General features: G+C 51.7%; 22 protein-coding genes. 16 read left to right on the plus strand and 6 right to left on the minus strand.

Annotation, left to right across the window (positions count from 1 at the left end; all coding sequences use genetic code 11):
• The first annotated feature begins 185 nt into the window (after positions 1-185).
• Positions 186-776, plus strand: a complete 591-nt coding sequence (locus FWG96_03365) for an SIS domain-containing protein (GenBank protein ID MCL2032292.1) — start codon at positions 186-188, stop codon at positions 774-776.
• 62 nt (positions 777-838) lie between these two features.
• A complete protein-coding gene (locus tag FWG96_03370; protein ID MCL2032293.1) occupies positions 839-1792 on the plus strand; it encodes a GDP-mannose 4,6-dehydratase in 954 nt (317 codons plus the stop codon).
• On the opposite strand, the gene FWG96_03375 is transcribed toward FWG96_03370, so the two are convergent.
• A complete protein-coding gene (locus FWG96_03375) occupies positions 1776-2750 on the minus strand; it encodes a hypothetical protein (protein ID MCL2032294.1) in 975 nt (324 codons plus the stop codon). The two genes, FWG96_03370 and FWG96_03375, sit on opposite strands and share 17 nt — an antisense overlap.
• A gap of 139 nt (positions 2751-2889) precedes the next feature.
• On the opposite strand from FWG96_03375, the gene FWG96_03380 reads away from it, so the two are divergent.
• The 4 genes from FWG96_03380 to FWG96_03395 are packed head-to-tail and all read left to right on the plus strand — an operon-like array spanning position 2890 to position 6888.
• Entirely contained in the window at positions 2890-3759 is an 870-nt protein-coding gene (locus FWG96_03380) for an ARMT1-like domain-containing protein (protein MCL2032295.1), read from the plus strand.
• Between the two features lie 45 nt (positions 3760-3804).
• Positions 3805-4839: an NDP-sugar synthase gene (locus FWG96_03385; GenBank protein ID MCL2032296.1), complete on the plus strand. Its 1035-nt coding sequence runs from the start codon at positions 3805-3807 to the stop codon at positions 4837-4839.
• 2 nt (positions 4840-4841) lie between these two features.
• The gene (locus FWG96_03390; GenBank protein ID MCL2032297.1) at positions 4842-5855 is read left to right on the plus strand and encodes a kinase; all 1014 of its coding nucleotides are present in this window, start codon (positions 4842-4844) and stop codon (positions 5853-5855) included.
• A gap of 40 nt (positions 5856-5895) precedes the next feature.
• Positions 5896-6888 carry an HAD-IIIA family hydrolase gene (locus tag FWG96_03395; protein MCL2032298.1) on the plus strand — a complete coding sequence of 331 codons (993 nt, stop codon included), beginning with the start codon at positions 5896-5898 and terminating at the stop codon, positions 6886-6888.
• On the opposite strand, the gene FWG96_03400 is transcribed toward FWG96_03395, so the two are convergent.
• Complete coding sequence (locus FWG96_03400) at positions 6881-7615, minus strand: glycosyltransferase (protein MCL2032299.1); 735 nt, start codon at positions 7613-7615, stop codon at positions 6881-6883. The genes FWG96_03395 and FWG96_03400 overlap by 8 nt on opposite strands.
• Before the next feature lie 68 nt (positions 7616-7683).
• Here FWG96_03400 and FWG96_03405 point away from each other — a divergent pair, with 68 nt between their 5' ends.
• Both FWG96_03405 and FWG96_03410 read left to right on the plus strand, forming a co-directional pair.
• Positions 7684-8046, plus strand: a complete 363-nt coding sequence (locus FWG96_03405) for an acetolactate synthase (protein ID MCL2032300.1) — start codon at positions 7684-7686, stop codon at positions 8044-8046.
• 22 nt (positions 8047-8068) lie between these two features.
• A complete protein-coding gene (locus tag FWG96_03410; protein MCL2032301.1) occupies positions 8069-8995 on the plus strand; it encodes a branched-chain amino acid transaminase in 927 nt (308 codons plus the stop codon).
• A gap of 27 nt (positions 8996-9022) precedes the next feature.
• On the opposite strand, the gene FWG96_03415 is transcribed toward FWG96_03410, so the two are convergent.
• The 3 genes from FWG96_03415 to FWG96_03425 all read right to left on the minus strand — a co-directional run bounded on the left by FWG96_03415 (position 9023) and on the right by FWG96_03425 (position 12956).
• Positions 9023-9463: a GtrA family protein gene (locus FWG96_03415; GenBank protein MCL2032302.1), complete on the minus strand. Its 441-nt coding sequence runs from the start codon at positions 9461-9463 to the stop codon at positions 9023-9025.
• A 226-nt stretch (positions 9464-9689) separates the two neighbouring features.
• Complete coding sequence (locus tag FWG96_03420) at positions 9690-11645, minus strand: tetratricopeptide repeat protein (protein ID MCL2032303.1); 1956 nt, start codon at positions 11643-11645, stop codon at positions 9690-9692.
• A 207-nt stretch (positions 11646-11852) separates the two neighbouring features.
• On the minus strand, positions 11853-12956 hold the full coding sequence (locus FWG96_03425; GenBank protein MCL2032304.1) for a glycosyltransferase family 4 protein: 1104 nt from the start codon (positions 12954-12956) through the stop codon (positions 11853-11855).
• Positions 12957-13123: 167 nt separating this feature from the next.
• On the opposite strand from FWG96_03425, the gene FWG96_03430 reads away from it, so the two are divergent.
• Genes FWG96_03430 through FWG96_03445 form a run of 4 tightly spaced genes read left to right on the plus strand, consistent with a single transcriptional unit; the run spans position 13124 to position 16807 of the window.
• On the plus strand, positions 13124-14500 hold the full coding sequence (locus FWG96_03430) for a glycosyltransferase family 39 protein (protein ID MCL2032305.1): 1377 nt from the start codon (positions 13124-13126) through the stop codon (positions 14498-14500).
• Positions 14497-15513 (plus strand): hypothetical protein, encoded by a 1017-nt coding sequence (locus tag FWG96_03435; GenBank protein MCL2032306.1) that lies wholly within the window; start codon positions 14497-14499, stop codon positions 15511-15513. Before FWG96_03430 ends, FWG96_03435 begins: the two co-directional genes overlap by 4 nt.
• A complete protein-coding gene (locus FWG96_03440; GenBank protein ID MCL2032307.1) occupies positions 15510-16172 on the plus strand; it encodes a hypothetical protein in 663 nt (220 codons plus the stop codon). The genes FWG96_03435 and FWG96_03440 overlap by 4 nt, the downstream gene beginning before the upstream one ends.
• Entirely contained in the window at positions 16169-16807 is a 639-nt protein-coding gene (locus tag FWG96_03445) for a hypothetical protein (protein ID MCL2032308.1), read from the plus strand. The genes FWG96_03440 and FWG96_03445 overlap by 4 nt, the downstream gene beginning before the upstream one ends.
• Before the next feature lie 4 nt (positions 16808-16811).
• On the opposite strand, the gene FWG96_03450 is transcribed toward FWG96_03445, so the two are convergent.
• Complete coding sequence (locus FWG96_03450) at positions 16812-17399, minus strand: hypothetical protein (protein MCL2032309.1); 588 nt, start codon at positions 17397-17399, stop codon at positions 16812-16814.
• 448 nt (positions 17400-17847) lie between these two features.
• Here FWG96_03450 and rpl7ae point away from each other — a divergent pair, with 448 nt between their 5' ends.
• The 4 genes from rpl7ae to ndk are packed head-to-tail and all read left to right on the plus strand — an operon-like array spanning position 17848 to position 19123.
• Positions 17848-18213 carry a 50S ribosomal protein L7Ae gene (gene rpl7ae / locus FWG96_03455; GenBank protein ID MCL2032310.1) on the plus strand — a complete coding sequence of 122 codons (366 nt, stop codon included), beginning with the start codon at positions 17848-17850 and terminating at the stop codon, positions 18211-18213.
• 11 nt (positions 18214-18224) lie between these two features.
• Positions 18225-18440 carry a 30S ribosomal protein S28e gene (locus tag FWG96_03460; protein MCL2032311.1) on the plus strand — a complete coding sequence of 72 codons (216 nt, stop codon included), beginning with the start codon at positions 18225-18227 and terminating at the stop codon, positions 18438-18440.
• Between the two features lie 4 nt (positions 18441-18444).
• Positions 18445-18663 carry a 50S ribosomal protein L24e gene (locus FWG96_03465; protein ID MCL2032312.1) on the plus strand — a complete coding sequence of 73 codons (219 nt, stop codon included), beginning with the start codon at positions 18445-18447 and terminating at the stop codon, positions 18661-18663.
• Positions 18664-18667: 4 nt separating this feature from the next.
• A complete protein-coding gene (gene ndk / locus FWG96_03470) occupies positions 18668-19123 on the plus strand; it encodes a nucleoside-diphosphate kinase (protein MCL2032313.1) in 456 nt (151 codons plus the stop codon).
• The last annotated feature ends 4 nt before the right edge of the window (positions 19124-19127 follow it).

Genomic DNA, 19127 nt, shown 5'->3' on the forward strand with positions numbered 1-19127 from the left:
TCCCCATATATAAAAGAAATGTCTGATTCTTTTTTAAGAAAGATCCTCTTGGGTTCCATGCCAAACCCGCGTTCAGAGCGTCACGGCCGAATCGCGTTCAAAACCGCCGCATATGCTTTTCAGTGGACGATCAAACAGGGCTAGGTTGGGAAAAGATTTATCTGTACAGGTGCTAACCGCGACCGATGAAAGAACATGCCGGCAACATACCCTATGTGAAGGGATACCTGAGCGAACTGACGTCGTCGCTCGAGAAGATAGACCTTTCCGCGGTGGACGCTGTGATAGAACTCCTTATCGAGGCTCATAAGAGAGGATCGAGGATATTCACGGCCGGGAACGGCGGAAGTTCCGCAACGGCCTCGCATATCGTATGCGATTTCAATAAAGGCATTTCAGCCAACACGAAAGAGAAGTTCGAGATGACATGTCTTAGCGACAGCATACCCACGATCACCGCCATAGCCAATGACTACGGTTACGAGCACGTGTTCGTCTTCCAGCTTGAGGGAAGGATGAAAAAAGGGGACATACTTATAGCCATATCGGGCAGCGGCAATTCAAAGAACATAATCCTGGCGGCGGAGTACGCGAAGAGCCTCGGCAACAAGGTCATCGCTCTCACGGGGTTCAAAGGCGGAGAGCTCTACAAGATCGCGGATGTCAACATACACTTCCCCCTTGAGGACATGCAGAAAGCGGAGGACGCACATATGATAATGCTGCACCTCATCGCAAGGGCGGTCGCGGATAGATATGGGGTTAAGATGTGCTGACCGACCGCCTCGAAACAGCAGACCTGTGCATTATTTATATCCAGAATCATCTGTGACAGGCAATGGCCAAGGGTAAAGCGGTTATTTCCGGTGGCGCAGGATTTATCGGAAGCCATCTTGCGGACTCCCTGCTGAGGAGAGGATGGGAGGTTCTGGCAATAGACAGGATCCGGCCGGAACAGGCATCCAACATAGGCCATCTGGCAGGAGATGATAGGTTCTCCTATGCCGCGAACGATCTGAAGGATCAGAGGTCCGTTGAGAGACTAACGGAAAGCTCGGACATGATATTCCATCTTGCCGCCAATTCGGACATCAGGAAAGGGCAGAAAGATCCGGGCATAGACCTGAAAGATACGTTCCTGACTACCGTGTCTATGCTGGAAGCGGCCAGAACGAATGAGGTAAAGAAGTTCTTCTTCGCCTCCACCTCAGCCGTGTACGGCGACCTAAGAGGCGTCAAGCTGAGAGAAGATACCGGATGCCTGGCACCGATATCCTACTATGGCGCATACAAGCTGGCCTCGGAGGCAGCGATCTCATCGTATTCATACATGAACGGCATGGGTTCGCTGGTGTTCAGGTTCCCGAATGTAGTAGGACCTAGGCTCACGCATGGAGTGATCTTCGACTTTATTGAAAAATTGAGGACAGACCCTAAAAGACTTGAGATCCTGGGCGACGGCAGGCAGTCCAAACAGTATGTGTATGTCAAGGATCTTACAGAAGCCATCGCCGATTTCTCCTCCGCAATGGAAAGCGGTCACGAAGTGTACAACATATCCACGGAGTCGTTCACCACAGTAAACGAGATCGCTGACATGGTGTGCGAAAAGCTGGGCCTGACCGATGTGGCATACGAGCACACAGGAGGGGACCGAGGATGGAAAGGGGACGTACCGTCTTTCGATTATGATGTAGAGAAGGCCAAAAGAATAGGCTGGAGATACAATTATGATTCGTCCGGGGCGGTAAAGAAGACCTTGGAGGATCTGGATATCAGCTTTGGTCGTTGAAAACGATCTTGGAACCTTCGTTCTCCATTTTGAAAGGTATCTCTCTGCATCCTCTGAGGGCCGTCTTCAGGCCCGCCTGGTCTTCTTCATGGGCATAGAAGAGCATGAACCCCGCTCCTCCCGCGCCGAGAAGTTTTCCTCCGACGGCGCCGTTGTCCATGCCGAGAGCATAGATATCATCGATCTCGTCGTTCGATATGCCCGATGTCAGCCCCCTCTTGAGTTTCCAGCTCTCGTCAAGGATCTTCCCGAGAGAATCGGCGTTCCCGGAGAGGAGATCGTCCTTCAATCTGACGGCGAGCGAACAGATCTTACTCTGGTCGGCATCCCGCTTTTTGCTGCTCCGATTCTGCTTTTTCAGTATGTCGGACGAATTTCTCTGTCCTCCAATGTAGAACAGAACGAGCCTCCTGCCCAGGGTATCCGTGACATATTTTGAAAGAGCCAGATGTTCCACTTCTACGCTTCCGTCTTTTTGGAACCGATAGTAGTTCAAACCGCCGTAGGCAGCCGCATACTGGTCCTGTTTGCCTATAGGTTCTTTCAGGACCTCCATCTCCATCTCGCAGGCCTTCTTCGCAAGCAGCTCTTTATCGGACGCTTTGCCCTGATACGCTCTAAGCAGGTTGACCAGACCCACAGTGAATGAGCTGGAGGAACCCATCCCTGTTCCGCTGGGTATGTCGGCCGTGCTGTTTATTTCCACTCCGTGCACATCATGCATCTTCAGGCATTCTCTGAAGATCGGATGCTCGATCTCGTCAAGGTCCTGTACCTTCTCCACTGTTGAATATTTGAGGGAGGTGACGTCAGCGTGGAACGACCGCTCCAGCGTAAGGTACACATATTTATCGATCGTGGTGCTGACGGCATGTCCTCCGTATCTTTCATAATAAGAAGGCAGGTCGCTCCCACCTCCGCAGAAACTGATCCTGAGGGGGGTCCTTGTGACTATCATTTATTTTCCGCCTTTGGCAGTTATCCATGGGGCTGTTAATATTTATCGTCAGCGCATTGCCGGCCGCATCTAAAGCTAAAATGACCGCATGGCTGCAGACAACCAAACAGTTATCTTCTATATCGTACTTGATAGAATCATGAAACACGCGCCGGAATGCATCCCGTGTCTGCTGGGAAGGGTGCTTTTTCAGTCCAGACTTCCCGACAACGGAAAGGAGTCGGAATCGATGCGGGCCGCATTGAGAACATGTGCCAGAGTGATCTCCGAAGAGCCAAACTCGGCAAGGATGGCGACGCATGTTCACCGGAGTTCCTATGATGCTTTGGGGGTCAGGGACCCTTATCACGACCTCAAACTGCGGGCGGACGAGACCGCCGCCCGGTATGCGGAGAGAGTAAGAGAGTTCATCGGCGCCTCCGACGATAAGTTCAGGGCGGCGGTTAAGATCGCCATATTAGGCAACATCATGGACTTCGGGGCCGGCCTGGCGATAGACAGCCCCGAGGAGTTCGACGGTGTGTTCGAATCCCTGCTTGAGATGGAATTGGCGATAGACGATACGGAAAGGATGACGGACATCCTGAGGTCAGGGTGTTCGGTGGTCTATTTCTTTGACAACTGCGGGGAATCCATACTCGACGTGCCGCTGATAGAGCAGATACGGAGCATGGGGAACAGGGTCGTGGGAGTGGTCAGAGGAGAACCGATACTCAACGATGTCACCATGGAGGACGCACTGCGGACAGGGTTGGACGAACATTTGGACCGCATCCTTACTACAGGCGGCTTTGCGATAGGGGTGGACATGAGGAACATTAGCAACGAACTCAAAGAGGAGATGGAGACGGCGGGGTTGATAATAGCGAAAGGCATGGCGAACTTCGAGTCTTTGGGCGAAGAGGACATCGGAACGCCGGTGGCATATCTCCTGAAAGCCAAATGCGCCCCGGTCGCGTCCGAGTTCGGCGTTAAGGCGGGGTCCAATATAGCGAAGGTCGTACCGTGAGATTTATTATATAAGGGGAAATACACAGACAACAAGGGATTACGAATGGCGGAGGTCAGACAGGCAGTCATAATGGTGGGGGGGCAGGGCACCAGGCTCATGCCGCTTACGAAATACCGTCCAAAGCCTATTCTCCCGGTATTGGATAAACCATGTCTCAAATATCTGATAGAATCAATGGCCGGTTCCGGGATAGAAGAGGTGATCCTGGCCTGCGGATACAGGTCCTCGCAGCTTGCGGAGGCCATCGGCGACGGCTCCGACATAGGGATTTCGATCGATTTTTCATATGAAGATGCTCCGCTCGGGACAGGCGGGGCGATGAAGAATGTGGAGCACAGGCTGGATGATGTTTTCGTAGCGGCAAACGGCGACGTCTTTGCGGATATATCGCTGGAAGAGCAGATACGCACGCACTTCTCACGCAACGCAGAGGCGACCATAGCGCTGACGGCGGTGGAAGACGTCACCCAATACGGGATCGCCGATCTTGACGAAGAGGACAGGATAATCAGTTTCGTTGAGAAACCGGAGAAACTGGAGTACGTGTCATCAAACCTTGCGAACGCTGGAGTTTATGTGATCAACAGAACGGCGCTTTCCCGTATTCCTGAAAACACATTCTTCGATTTTTCCAAGAACCTTCTGCCTATACTGATGAACGAGCAGAAAAGGATACAGGGATTCTTCCTCAAGGGTATGTGGAGGGACGTGGGCCGTCCCGCCGATCTTCTGGGCGCAAATCTTAACATGGCATCCAAGCTATACGATCAGATGAGTTGGGGAGGAAGCAGAGTGGAATCCACCGCCGTAAGGAAGCCGTTCTATTTGGGCAAAGATGCGAGCATCACCGGTTCGGAAGCGTCCGCCGCCGTCATCATGGAAGATGCGGAAGTAACCGACAGCAAGCTCATAAACACAGTAGTAATGAGAGGATGCAGAATAAGCTCCGCCAGGATCGAGAACAGCATAATAGGCGCCAACTGCAGGATCTGTCCCGGGGCGGAGATAATAAGCTCCGTCATCGAGGATGGCCTGACCATAGAGGCCGGCAGAAAGATAGAGGATGGGACGGTGTGACAATGACCGAATATTACAGAGCAAGAGCCCCTTTGAGGATAGGGATCGCCGGCGGCGGGACCGATGTGGACCCGTACGCATCGCAAAAAGGAGGATGCGTCCTGAATACGACCATAAACAAGTACGCATACTGCACAATAACTCCCAGATGCGACTGCACCATGCGCGTCCGTTCGTCGTATTACGGGATATACGAAGCGCCGCTGGACGGCGGGCCTCTCAAGCTGGACGGGAACAACGATCTCATCAAAGCCGTCACCAACTATTTTGAGGTCAGGGGCGGTTTCGACATCCTGATACAGTCGGACGCGCCGGCGGGATCCGGACTCGGCGGATCGTCAACAATGATGGTGGCCATGATCTCGGCCGTATCGAAATGGCTCGGGACCGATATGGGTCCCGGCGAGACCGCAGATCTGGCATATCGGCTGGAAAGGGAGGACATCGGCCTGAAAGGAGGGAAGCAGGACCAGTATGCGGCGGCATACGGGGGGTTCAATCTCATGGATATCGACGCGGACGGCGTTAAAGTGAGGAAGCTGGACATCGACGACGACGTAGCGAACGAGCTGCAGTACAGGTCGCTCCTCTGCTATACGGGGATGTCAAGGGAATCCGCCGAAATAATCTCCTCACAGATAGATTCCTTCAACAGAGGGGAGAACGAAAAGGCGCTGGACGAATCCAAGAGGCTTGCGAGGGAGATCGGAAAGGCTCTGACCGAGGGAGACATAGAAAAGGCCGGCGGTCTTCTACATGAGTCCTGGGGGTACAAGAAGCAGTTCTCCGAGAAGATATCCAATAAAACGATAAATAATCTGTACGACATTGCCATAGACAATGGGGCCATCGGAGGAAAGGTATCCGGGGCCGGAGGAGGGGGGTTCATGTATTTCATCTGCGAGTACGATAAGAGCGCGGATGTGGCGCAGGAACTCCAGAAGCACGGCGTGAAAGTGACGGATTTCATGTTCGACCCCAAAGGAGTGACCTCCTGGAGAAACAGAAATGAGTGACTTTATAGAAGCAGAGCTGAGAAGAAGCGCCAGAGCGATTTTGGGAATTGACACACAGCAGATCAGGGAGGTCGCGGACCTGATCATAAGATCGGTGAAGAACGGCGGTCAGGTGATATTCATGGGCAACGGCGGGTCGTCTGCCGACGCGCAGCACATAGCCGCCGAATTCTCCGGCAAATATATGTTCGACAGGCCCGCGATGGCGGGGGTATCGTTATCCAACATCGCTCCGGTCACGGCCATCGGCAACGACTACTCTTACGACCTTGTTTTCCAGAGGCAGATAGAGGCCATATGCAGAAAGGGGGATGTAGTAGTAGGATTAAGCACGTCCGGCAATTCGAGGAACGTGATACTTGCCATCGAAGCCGCGAAAAGGATCGGCGCTGACACGGTCTCATTCTCCGGCGAGGGAGGAGTGCTCAAGGACATGACCGACGTAGGCGTGATCATACCCACGAAAGAGACGCCCAGGATACAGGAGGGCTACTTCGTGGCGTGCCACACTATATGCGGGATCGTTGAGAGGGAGGTGTACGGCAGGAAGGCGGTCCTGGTGGACAGGGACGACACCCTTGCCAAGGATGTTCCTTACTGCGACGATCCGAACAAGTTCCACCTGCTGCCGGGAGTCCCGAAAGCGATATCGAAACTCAACGAGGCCGGATACATCGTGATCGTGGTGACCAACCAGTCGGGGGTCGCCAGAGGCAAACTCGACGAGGATACGCTGGAAGCAATCCACGATAAGATGATCAGGGAGATCGAGGCGGGAGGCGGTCGCATAGAGGACGTGTTCTACTGCCCCCACCATCCGGACGACCTCTGCAATTGCAGGAAGCCCGAGACCGGCATGGGGGTCGAGGCGATCGTCAGGCACAACATCAACCCGAAAACATCGTTCATGATAGGCGACAGCGAGGAGAGGGACATCGAATTCGGGAAAAGGCTCGGGCTGAGGACGTACCTGGTCACCGAGAAAAGGCGGTTCACGGATATTGTCGACGAAATAGTGAACAACTTCAGCTGAACATTGCCTTATAGATTCTGGCGAAGAACCTTCCGACAATGCCGCACTGGTGGAATGAAAGGTAAACTATCTTCGGATTCACTTTGGACTTTCCGCCGGTCCTCTTTCCGAACTCATAGGTTATCTCTCCCACTTTTACGTCAGACGGACCGTTCCGCAGGAAGTCGAAGAGCAGCTTGAACCCTCTCATCTCAAACTTGTCGCCCTGCTCCTCTATGACCTTTGAGAACAATCCCACGTCGCCGCCGAAGAGGCCGCTGGCGATATCCTTCGTCTTACCTTTTCCGTGGACGAACAGCACGGACAGGGCGAGGACATGGAACATCCAGGATCCCATGCTCCGCTTGAAGCCGAGCGCTCTCCTGTTGACCCTGACGCCCACCACCAGATCGTAATCCTTATTCATTTCGTCGTACAGCCTGCCGGCCGCTTCGAGGGGGTGCTGGAAATCGGAATCCATACACATGAAGAGGTCCGTTCCGGCGATCAGGATACCGTCGCAGACGCTGGCGGTCACACCGCGGACATCCGAATCCCTCACGACAAACCTCACGTTCTCAAAGTTCAGGGCATCAACGATCTCTTTCGTCCGGTCTGTGGAGCCGTCGTCCATTATCAGAATATGGAAATCAGGATACATGTCCCGGAGCGACACGACCATCTTTTCGATGTTCTCCTCCTCGTTGTATGTGGGCAATATTACCGTGAAAGTTTTTCCCCCGGCCATAATTTATGTTATCCAGAAACCACTATTTCATATATACGCAGAATAATCTGCGTCCGAGTGTGATAACAATGCACGTAATATCCTTGATCGTCAAGAATGAGTTCGGCGTTATGCAGAGAGTGATGGGTGAGTTCACCCGCAACAAGATAAACGTTGAGACTATCGTAGTAGGGAAATGCGAGATCCCCAAAAGGTCAAGAATGGTACTCTCTGTGATCGACAAAGAGGCCGCGGAGACCGCGATGGGAAGGCTTCAGAAATTACAGGATGTTTACGATGCAGAGATGATACCCTATGAAGGTCAGTCAGCCTATGCTTTGATATCTACATCCAGCGGAAACGTCGGTCTGGTCGGAGGAGCGGCTCAGGTCGAGGAGATAATAGAGCGCAGCCGATCCGAAAAATATGTGATGGCCCTAAATGCGCTCTGAACTACGCCCGGGAGGGACTGATATGGAAAAAGGGGAAAAGATATGGTTAGATGGTAAGCTGATCAACTGGGAGGACGCGAAGGTCCATGTGATGTCACACGCCATGAACTACGGTACGGGTGTGTTCGAAGGTATAAGGGTATACCAGACTCCGAAGGGGCCGGCGGTCTTCAGACTGAGGGAGCACGTTGTAAGGCTCTTCGACGGCTGCAAGGTCATGGGAATAGATCCCGTGTTCGGAGACAGGGCGTACACAGTCGAAGAGGTGATCGGCGCGATAAAAACGGCCATAAGAGCGAACAAGAAGGTCGATTACATCAAACCCTGCGTATTCCTGAACGGCGAAAGGGTCGGTCTTAATCCGATCGGCGTCCCGGCAAGCCTGGTCATATCGTGCATGTTCATGGGAGCGTATCTAGGGAGCGCGTCCGCCGAAGGTGCGAAAGTGATAACGTCATCCTGGCACAGGCCCGATAACCTGTGCGGGCCGGCCGGTGCGAAGGTCAACGGAACGTACGTAACGTCCTGTATGGCGAAAATGGAAGCGGTCCGCCAGGGCGCCACCGAAGCGATCATGCTCAACTCAACGGGGCATGTCGCCGAGTGCACGGGAGAGAACATCTTCATCTGCAAGAAGGGGAAGATATACACACCTCTGGTGTCAGAGTGCATACTGGACGGCATAACCAGGAATTCCGTTATCGAGATCGCACGGGACATGGGCTATGACGTCACCGAAACGCAGCTGACAAGGACGCAGGTCGTGACCGCGGATGAGGTCTGGATGACAGGGACGGCCGCAGAGTTCTCGCCGGTCACCATCATCGACGGAAGGGCCGTCGGTTCCGGGAAGATCGGCGAGATATCAAAGAAGCTGCAGGGAAAGTTCCTGGAGATCGTCACCGGAAAGGACCCGGCGTACGACAGATGGCTGGAATACGTCGACTGAAGCTAAGACAATATAAAACAATGCCTTTCAGGCATTTTCTTTATTTTTTCTGAACACCACGAACTTGCTTGCGAAATAATTCAGAAGGATCTCTATCATGCTGACGGTGATCTTCGCGACCAGGCCGTCGATATCGAAGAGCGACTGGTTCATACCAAGGTTGTACAGTATCGGGAACGCCACAATCGCGACCACCCCCGTCACTATCCGCAGGAAGAAGAAGGAACTGATCTCTTTAGCGAGCACAGATCTTTCGACGGAACGGCTCAGGAAGACGACCCATTTGTTCAGAACGAAGGCGAAGGACACGCCGCAGACCCACGAGAGGACGTTGCTGATGTTGATATCAATGCCGAGCCAGACAAAAAGGGCATATGTTCCCCAGCTTACAAACACAGTGCCGGCTCCGCAGATAAGATAGAGCAATCCTTCCCTGTGTTTTCCAAAAAGGTCTGCGGTGAGGCCCATGTGTTCCCAGGTCGCATAAGCGCTGCATTATAATATCTTTTGTCTCAGCCGCTTCCTTTAGGAAAAGTAAAGAAGGGTTTCATGAATGAGGATTGCGAGCAGACCACCATAGCGTTCAGCACGCTGATGGTCATCGGCAATACAAGGAAGGGGATCTGTGCCGAAAACCTTGTAAACAGAATCAACAATTGAGGTCAGGATGTGTGATTATATGATCATGTGCCGATCAGGCTTTTATTTTTGAGGCCAACTCATAGTATTCCAGTGCCTTGTCGTGGTCTCCTTTATCAGAGTACGTATAGCCTATGTTGTTGTATGTTCTAGCGGTGTCGGGGTGATCCGGCCCGAGGACTTTCTCTCTTATTTTTAATGCCAATTCATAGTATTCCAGTGCCTTGTCGTGGTCTCCTTTGCCAGAGTATGTACAGCCTATGTTGTTGTATATTCTAGCGGTGTTGGGGTGATCCGGCCCGAGGACTTTCTCTCTTATTTTTAATGCCAATTCATAGTATTCCCGCGCCTTGTCGTGGTCTCCTTTATCAGAGTACGTACAGCCTATGTTGTAGTATGTTCTAGCGATATCGGGGTGATCCGGCCCGAGGACTTTCTCTCGTATATCCAGTGCTTTGAGGTGGTATTCAAGCGCCTTGTCGTAGTCTCCTTTATCAGAGTATGCTTTGCCTATGTTGTTGTATGATGCAGCGACATCGGGGTGATTTGGCCCAAGGACTTTCTCCTTTATTCCCAGCGCCTTAAAGTAGTAATTAAATGCCGCATCGTAATCTTCCCTTTCATCGTAGACGCCTGCTATGTTGTTGTATGTTCTAGCGGTGTCGGGGTGATCCGGCCCAAGGACTTTCTCTGCTATTTCAAGGGCCAATTCATAATATTCCTGCGCCTTGTCACACTTTCCTATGTTTTCGTAGACGACTGCTATGTTGTTGTATGATGCTGCGGTGATGGGATGGTCTGGTCCGAGGACTTTCTCCCTTATCTTCAATGCCAACTCCTGGTATTCCAGTGCTTCATCGCACTTTCCTTTGACATAGTAAATCTTTCCTAATTCATCATATGATGCGGCTGTGTCGGGGTGATTCGGCCCAAGGACTTTCTCCCTTATCTTCAATGCCAACTCCTGGTATTCCAGTGCTTCATCATAATTTCCCTTGATAAAGTAAGCATGTCCTAATTCATCATATGATGCGGCTGTGTCGGGGTGATTCGGCCCAAGGACTTTCTCCCTTATCTTCAATGCCAACTCCTGGTATTCCAGTGCTTCTTCATACTTTCCTTGATGCCCAAAAGTTTCCGCAATGCCGTTATATGTAACTGCATTATTTAAGTGATTACGGCCATGTGCCCTCTTTTTTATTTTTAGAGCTTCATCATAGCGTTCCAGTGCCTTGTTATATTTTCCAAGTCGACAGTATATGTTTGCAATATTGTCATACGTAATTGCTACTGTGATATGATTGCTACCAAATACTTTCTCATAAACTTCCAACGCTTTTTTATGGTGCTCAACAGAACCAGAGTAGTCTCCCATTAACATACATAATGTTCCCAGATCGTTGTAGGTCTTGGCCGTATCGGCATGACCAGTTCCTAATATTTTCTCCCTTATGATCTTTGCATACGTGTGGAATTCTTTTGCGAGTTCATATTCCGCCATATCTGCATACAGCACCGCCATGTTGTTGTACGTCGCCGCAACACTTGGATGATAACTGCCAAATTTTTTTTGTCTTATTTCCAGCGATTTGCTATAATACTCGATAGCATGACTTAACATGATCATTTTCCCATATGCGATCGCAATCCCATCATACGCCTCTGCCACATATATGCTGCACACATCCACTTTGCAGAATTCATCCAGCTTTTTCATAAAATACTTTAAAACCAAGGAATATCTCCTTTTTTTAAGATATCTGTCAATTTTAAACTTTTGTACACGATTCTTTAAACGGGTTTTTTGCTTGGATTCAAGTTGAAACTCGCTGAAGGTATCGGTTCCCATTCTGTTTCCGTATCCAAGTTCATAGTGGACCAGATGAAGATGACGTAGCGTTTCATCTTGTTTACTGCTACTTTTTTTGTAAAAATAAACTGCGGCCGAAGCTGCAATAGCGGTAATGATAAACGAAATAATGGCTACGAATTGTAAATACTCCGGATCCATATTACTATCTTAATTAATCGAATATTTACTATATAGTAGTTATTTTGAAGCCAGCTTCAGGAGGCCAGGTTGGGAACCGATGCTTGAGCAAAATTGTCTCTCATGCCGACTCATTTCACCCCATCGAGGGGTTTGCCTGAATAAAAAAGCCCCATCTTTGATAAGGTGGTGTGGATGTTTAATGGAAGCATGGTCTCTTGAAAGCCATTAGTCGTGCGCGTCCTTTGCGGAATACTCTCCGGACATCACTCTCTCATATACGGATTCTATCTTCGGTATCAATCCGTCCCACTTGTAAGTCCGCGCCTGCCCGGCCGCATTCCTCCCGAGTTCCTCGGTACGGTCGCGGTCGCCGATAAGGGCGTTCATCGCTTTCGACAGTGCGCCGGGGTCCTTCGGAGGGACGGATATCCCCCCGTCGCCGATCGTGTCCGGAAGGCCGTTGACGTCGGTGTGAACAATAGGTCTGCCGTATGCCATCTGCTCTATCGCGGCAAGACCCAGCGATTCGAACAGCGACGGCATTACAAAGAATCTGCAGGAACCCATCAGCCTCTCTTTTTCGTCTTCCTCGACCCAGCCCTTCATCTCCACCTTGTCTTCCAGTCCGAACTTGACGATCAGCTTCGCCAGTCGCTTCTGGTCCGGTCCCTTTCCGCAGATGATCAGTTTGAAGTCAACGTCCTTCATTGCTTCCATGAGATAGTCGAGGCCTTTGGTCCTGACCAGTCTGCCTAAGGATAATATGAAATCACCGTCCCCTTTACCGGCTTCCGGAAATTTCGAGAGGCCGGTGGGAATCGTCGTAACATATCTCTGAGAGTATCCTCTTCTGATGAGGTCGTTCCTCACGTAATCGCTGACGGCGATGATGTGATCGAATGTCTCCAGGCAGTTTCTGAAACGGCCGTCGTTGATCTCGGACAGCTTTCTCTGGAAGCCGACGCCCTCTCCCCACATGTTGTGGTATGTGAAGACCTTCCTTCCGTCGTATTTTTTGAGGTCCCTGCTGTAGCTGGGAGCCCATCTGTAGTTGAAGTTCACTATGTCTGGGTCGATGCCGGCTATATTCTCAAGGACATCCTTGGATGAGATGAAAGGCGGGTTGTATATGTTGATGAACTTCGAATCCAGACGTACGATGCGGTATCCTTCGGGGGCGGTCTCTTCTTCCTCCGTGCCAGGGAGCCTTCCGGTGACGACCGTCACCTCGTGCCCCCTTTCGACCAGCAGTCTGCTGGTATCATGCATCCTGTGCTCTATTCCGCCTCTGAGGGGATAGAAGAATGGGTTAACGTCAACGATCCTCATCAAACGGCATATTGAAGATTACAGTTAATTGCGTTTCGCAGTATGTGCTCATTTCCATAGATCAACGAAAGGCCCCATGCGTTCAGCGGGAGGGTGGCTGTGCCCGCCGCTTTCCCATCAAACTCTGAACAAGAAAAATATAAAGTATCAATTGGGTATAGGCCGCTATGGAATTCTCATGCGGCGGGAATGAGAGGAACTGCGCTTTCAGCTCTGTATTGGCAATACTGAAAAGGCCGGTCGTGATCGTTCTCATCGTAGGGCTGCTTATCAGGTTCGCCCTAGCGCCGCTTTTGACATATACTTACGACATTGCCCACTGGGCCATGGTCATGGAGCACATGCAGGCTGGGTTCGGCCTCTATGAGGTGCCTGGCTATTATTACTCTCCCGTCTGGGGGTATATGCTGGGTTCGTTCTCCCTGATCAGCAGCTTTTTGGTCGATGTTCATCCCATGGTCTCATTCTTTGAGACACTGCTGCCAGTGGAGGATCTGTGGTGGTATTATTTCACGCCGGAAGTGACGACCATAGGGTTCAATGTGTTCATGAAGACTCCTTTTATTCTATGCGACGTCGTCGTCGGAGCACTTGTGTATTATCTGATAAAAGAGAAGACGAATGACGAGAAGAAGGCGACGTACGGTTTCGCTCTGTGGTTCCTGTGCCCCATCGTGATATACATGTCATCGATCCAGGCGATGTTCGATACCTTCGCGGTCCTGTTTCTGTTCCTTTCCGCGATTTTGGTGTACAAAGGAAAATACTTCACGGGAGGCGCGATGTTATCCATCGCCGTATTCGCGAAGTTCTTCCCCTTCTATGTGGTGTTCGCTATGATAGCGTACATAATTCTTAAGAACCGCGGGGATAAGGAGGCGACCAGGAAGAACATGCTGCTTGGGGCAGGGGGACTGATAATCATGACCGTGATACTCCACATCCCCATGATAATGGAAGGTTCGCTAACGGATTCCCTGTTCTTCATGCTGAGCCGCGCCGAAACTGCGGGGGTGTCCGGGAACGGGATAAAGGAGATCACAGCCTCGCTGGGTTATCTGGGATTACTCCTCCTGCAGCCACTGATATTCGCCTTCATAATCTATCTCGCATACAGGCTTACAAAGTCCAGCCAGGAGGATGCGGATAAGAACTTCTTCTACTGTCTTATGATAACAACAGCGGCGGTCTTCATATGGATACCGGCGCCGCAATACCTAATGATAATAATCCCGTTCCTTGTGTATTATGTAGCTGTACACGATAAACGGTATTTCTGGCCGTGGCTGATAATGACGGCGGGCGCGACCATCTTCGCGTTCGTGATGAACAATTTCTCTTTGTTCACATCGCTGGCGGCATATACGAACCTTCTTGATCTGGAATGGGTGCTGGGCATTATGCAGTGGATACAGCAGCCCATCTTCGGCACATCCGCGCTTTATCTGATCATATCTGTGACAGGATTCATCGAAGCGGCAGGCATATGGTACATTCTCTGGATATGGCTCCAGGATAAGCGGAAAGGGAGGGCGCCGTTATGAACGCCAAGTGGCTGATGGGATTATCCGTTTTCATAATAGCATTCGTGCTGGTAGGCCAGGTGGTCGCTTATTGGGTGAACCCTCACCATTACAGCGCCGATGCGGAGGTAACGGGCGGCGAGATAGTGTTCACAGTATCCGCGCCGTCATCCGACTACTCGGTCCTCGCATATGACAACAAAGGGTTCGAGTCGGTGACCGTCCTGTATGTGTTCATGGATGACGGCTATTCCGGCGGGCAGTCCATGTCCGACGTGAGGACCTTCCTCGGACAGCTCAAAAGAGAGCTGGATATACGCGGATTCTCCGATATAATCGAGGTCGATGCTGCCGAACTCAGCGATCTGATGTCCGAATCCGGAAGCGGAAAAGGGATCCTGATGCTGACGGGGGCGTTCCCCGATACCGTTTATTCAGGGAACGCGGCCGATCCGGTATTCACCTGGCTGGATAATATGGGATCCATATTCTGGCTCAATGGGAAGATAGGCCATTTCGTATCCCACGGGGATGGCACGAAGACAAAGCTGGAAGGAACGGATGTGTTATTCTTCGGAACGGACGGAGCAGTGAGGGCGTCGGACAGCGACCCCATAGGAAAAGAGAGGGGAGCTGACAGAACGATAGGAGAGATGCTGTACGTCAACACCGGCGTCAGGGCCGGGGATGTCACGAACGGTCTGAACCGCAGTATCGGGGGAAATACGCTCTCGATAGGCTTCTCCGACGGGGATGGGTACGGCAGCACGACGCTCACCGACCGCGGAGAGGGTAAAGGGATGATCGCCGTGTTCGGCGGAGGTCTGATCGCGGATGTGAGGGTAACGGCGGCGCAGGTGATCGCTTCAGGCATTTCTTACAATGTCGACGCGGACGAGATCGTGTTCCTGACCGGCGGGCTGAACGGTACGCATCACGGAACGATCGGCCCGGTTGATGATTTCACCGACGTCTACATATTCATAGGCAAGCTGAACACCGTGTACGGCAAACTTTCAAGGTTTGGGGCATGACGGAGATCGTATACTCCGCATGGTCCGGCAGCAATTTCACGGTACGGCTTTACATCGTTTCGGCGATGCTGATGGCGGCCTCCCTAGTTGTGTCCGCCATAGTTAATGATTGGATGTGGGTGATCATCTCCGCCGCCGGGATATTGGTTTTGTGCATCCCAAGTCTGGCAAAAAGAAAGGTCAGGACATACCACAGGTCGCTCCTTATCCTATCGCTGGTGCCGTTCTCGCTGTATCTGGCACTGTTTGCGGCCAATGTTCTTGCGGGAATAGACGTATACCGTTATCTTTCACTGATCATACAGCCTCTGGCATCCATGGCGTGCGCTTACATGCTGCTTGCGTCGGTGGATGCGAACTCCGATGCGGTCATTTCGAAAAGATGGCTGTTCGCGTTCTCAATAACCTTCGCCTGCGCTTTTGCGGTTCTGCATCTGTTCTTCCTCTTCTTTGCGATGGGTGATATGGGATATCCCCTTTACAATTTCGAGTTCGAAGGGCCCGGCGCTCTCGACAACACGGATTCCAATCGCTACATAATGCTGCCGATAAATCTGGCGGTCGTGTTCTCTCTGCTGTATGGGCTCCTGATAGATCGGTATCTTAGGAGCGTAGACGCAAAAGATCTGACCAGGTATTACGGAGGGGAGGAGGAATGAACGGCAGGACGGCGTCCGATCTGGTTTGCGTGATAGCATCCGGCATCCTCTTAGCGATGACCGCCGCCGCGATACTGCAGGCACAACGCGCGTCATACGAGGTCAACACAGGGTTCTTCTGCGCGTTCATGTGTCTTGTCCCTCTGATCTTCCGCAGGGCGAAGATACTCGAACTCCCACTCACGCTGGTCATTATGACGGAGATTGCGATATTCCTCCACGCTTACGGCGTGCTGCTGATGAGGTACGATGATGTCCAGGTCTGGGACACGGTCACCCACAGCATATCGTCGATAACGGTCTCCCTCTGTGCTTTCTACACTCTGATGGCGGTCAGCGTGATAGATCCCATGATAAAGATAACGAGGAAATGGATGCCTATGCTGATCGTCCTCGTGGTGATCGCGTTCGGCGCTTACTGGGAGTCATTCGAGTTCGCTGTGGATGAGTTGTTCGGAACGAACATGCAGTACAGCCCCTGGGACACGTTAAGGGATCTGCTCTGCGATGTCTTCGGCGGGACGGTCGTTGCGGTGTATTCCTTCTTCTATCTCAAGAACAGGAGCCAGAAGGATTTCATCGAGGCCCTCAAGATACATCCGAAACTGAGGAAGATAGCGAAGAGCAGAGGCTGACCACTCAGCTTTTCTGGCTCATTCCTTTTTTCTTCTTCACGATCACGGAAAGCACGAAGCTCACCGCGATCACCGCTATTATGAATATCAGCGTGAATGTCTGTGCATCCCCGCTGCTGTAGTAGCTTTGGAAGAAATTGCTCATCATAAGGATGGCGCCGTATTTCAGCACGCAGCCTACGAACACGTAAAAAACGGACTTTTTGATATCCCATCCAGCGATCCTGACGAAAGCGCCGCTGAAAGGTATCATCGGCGCTATGCGGTTGAGCAGCAGCAGACGCTCGTCGCCGAGTATCAGGAATCCTATGTACTTATTCACCACAGTGTCAATGCGTTTCGGCACTCTCACCCTTCCGACGATGAGGTATAATATCACAAGGCCCAGGGTCTCCGCCGCAATGGCCACGGCCAACAGGCAGAGGCCGAAGGACAGGCTCGGGTCGTAGAAGAATGCCGAGACGTAGAAGAACTCCGGGATGGTGGGGAAGAACACGGCGTCCACCAGGAATATGAGGAATATGCAGAGGACCAGCGCAGGTCCGCCGCTTTCTCCGAAAAATCCGTAGAGCCATTCCCCGATGTTGATCATGCCGTTCCCCTGTGTCCGCGTTGCAAAAAGATAGGACGGCATCTATTAATGATTTTGCTAAACCTCTCCGGCAGGCGGCGGCGCGGAGAAGGCAGCAGTTCTGTATTATGCTGTGGATCAGATCTTGCGGGATATCTTATGTCCGGATTCCGCCGGCGCCCGTAAAGGCGCGCCTGTTTAAGGGAACCGTGCCAATATTGTTCCAAAGGTCTGAAAATGTGCCTGAGACACTGTTCATTAGGTCCAAAAACATGCATAATTTTTTTATTCTATACGTTGTCGCAGACGGCGGGACTGTTTCATCAGATGTCTGAACACTTCCGCATGGGATCCGCACACCTCAGAATAAGCAGAAAGACGGTTAATATTTATACTATAAAAGGATAGCGCGGATGCTCTTAGGAGCCGATGAATGATGACGGTGCTTGCACCGGAAAGAGGTATCTAAATGTCCGTATTTGTAAAGTTTGAGACGCCAAGGGAGCTTTCTGACAAAGCTTACTCTCTCGCCGAGATCGTAAGGGAGAGCGGAAAGATAAAGAAAGGAACGAATGAAGTCACAAAAGCAGTTGAGCGCGGGAGCACGGCCCTGGTCATAATGGCGACCGACGTCAGCCCCCCGGAGATACTCGCGCACATCCCCGCACTATGCGACGAAAGGAATGTTGCCTATGTGTATGTTCCCAGCAAGGCGGAGCTCGGTAACGCGATCGGTCTCGAGAAGCCCACCGCGTCCATAGCGATCGTCGATGTGGGAAAGGGAAAGCCGATCTGCGATGAGATAATCCAGGCGTTCAAATCGCTGAAGAAATGAAGGTGAACTGAATGGTAGACACAGACAGCATCCCCTCAGAGGTTGTGGAGATAATCGGCCGCACAGGGATGACTGGTGAGGCCACTCAGGTCAAGGTCCGTGTATTGGACGGACGCGATAAGGGAAGGATCATCACCAGGAACATCATGGGCCCCGTAAGGATGGGCGACATACTCATGCTGAGAGAGACCTCGAGAGAGGCAAGGAAGCTCGGAATGGGCAGGTGATCTTATGGTAGAGATAAGGAAGTGCTCGTTCTGCGGAAGCGACATCGAACCCGGGACAGGGAAGATGTACGTCAAGAAGGACGGGACAGTATACAATTTCGACACGAACAAGTGTTACAAGAATATGGTCCAGCTCAAGAGAGTGGCGAGGACCACAGAGTGGACCGAGAAGGCGGCGGTCGAGAAGGCGGCCCGTCTCAAAGCGGCAGAGAAGAAGGAATGATAACATGACCATTGAGCAAACATACCTCATGGTCAAGCCTGACGGCGTTCAGAGAGGACTCTGCGGCGAGATATTATCCCGCTTCGAGAAGAAAGGGCTGAAGATCGTCGCGATGAAGTTCATGGTCATCAAAAAAGAGACGGCCGAGAACCATTACGGCGAACACAAGGGAAAAGGGTTCTACGACTCGCTGATATCCTATATCACGTCCGGCCCCGTTCTCGCGATGGTTCTGGAAGGTGAGAACGCCGTTGCCGTGTGCAGGAACATGATGGGGAAAACGAACCCTCAGGAATCCGCCCCTGGGACAATACGAGGCGATTTCGGTATGGTCACCGGCATGAATCTGATACACGGCTCCGACTCACCGCAATCGGCCGCAAGGGAGATATCGATCTTCTTCAAGCCGGAAGAGCTGATGACCTACAGAAGGACCGCAGACGACTGGATATACGAGTAAACAT

It is taken from the genome of Candidatus Methanoplasma cognatum, from assembly GCA_009777615.1.
GTDB classification, from domain to species: domain Archaea; phylum Thermoplasmatota; class Thermoplasmata; order Methanomassiliicoccales; family Methanomethylophilaceae; genus Methanoplasma; species Methanoplasma cognatum.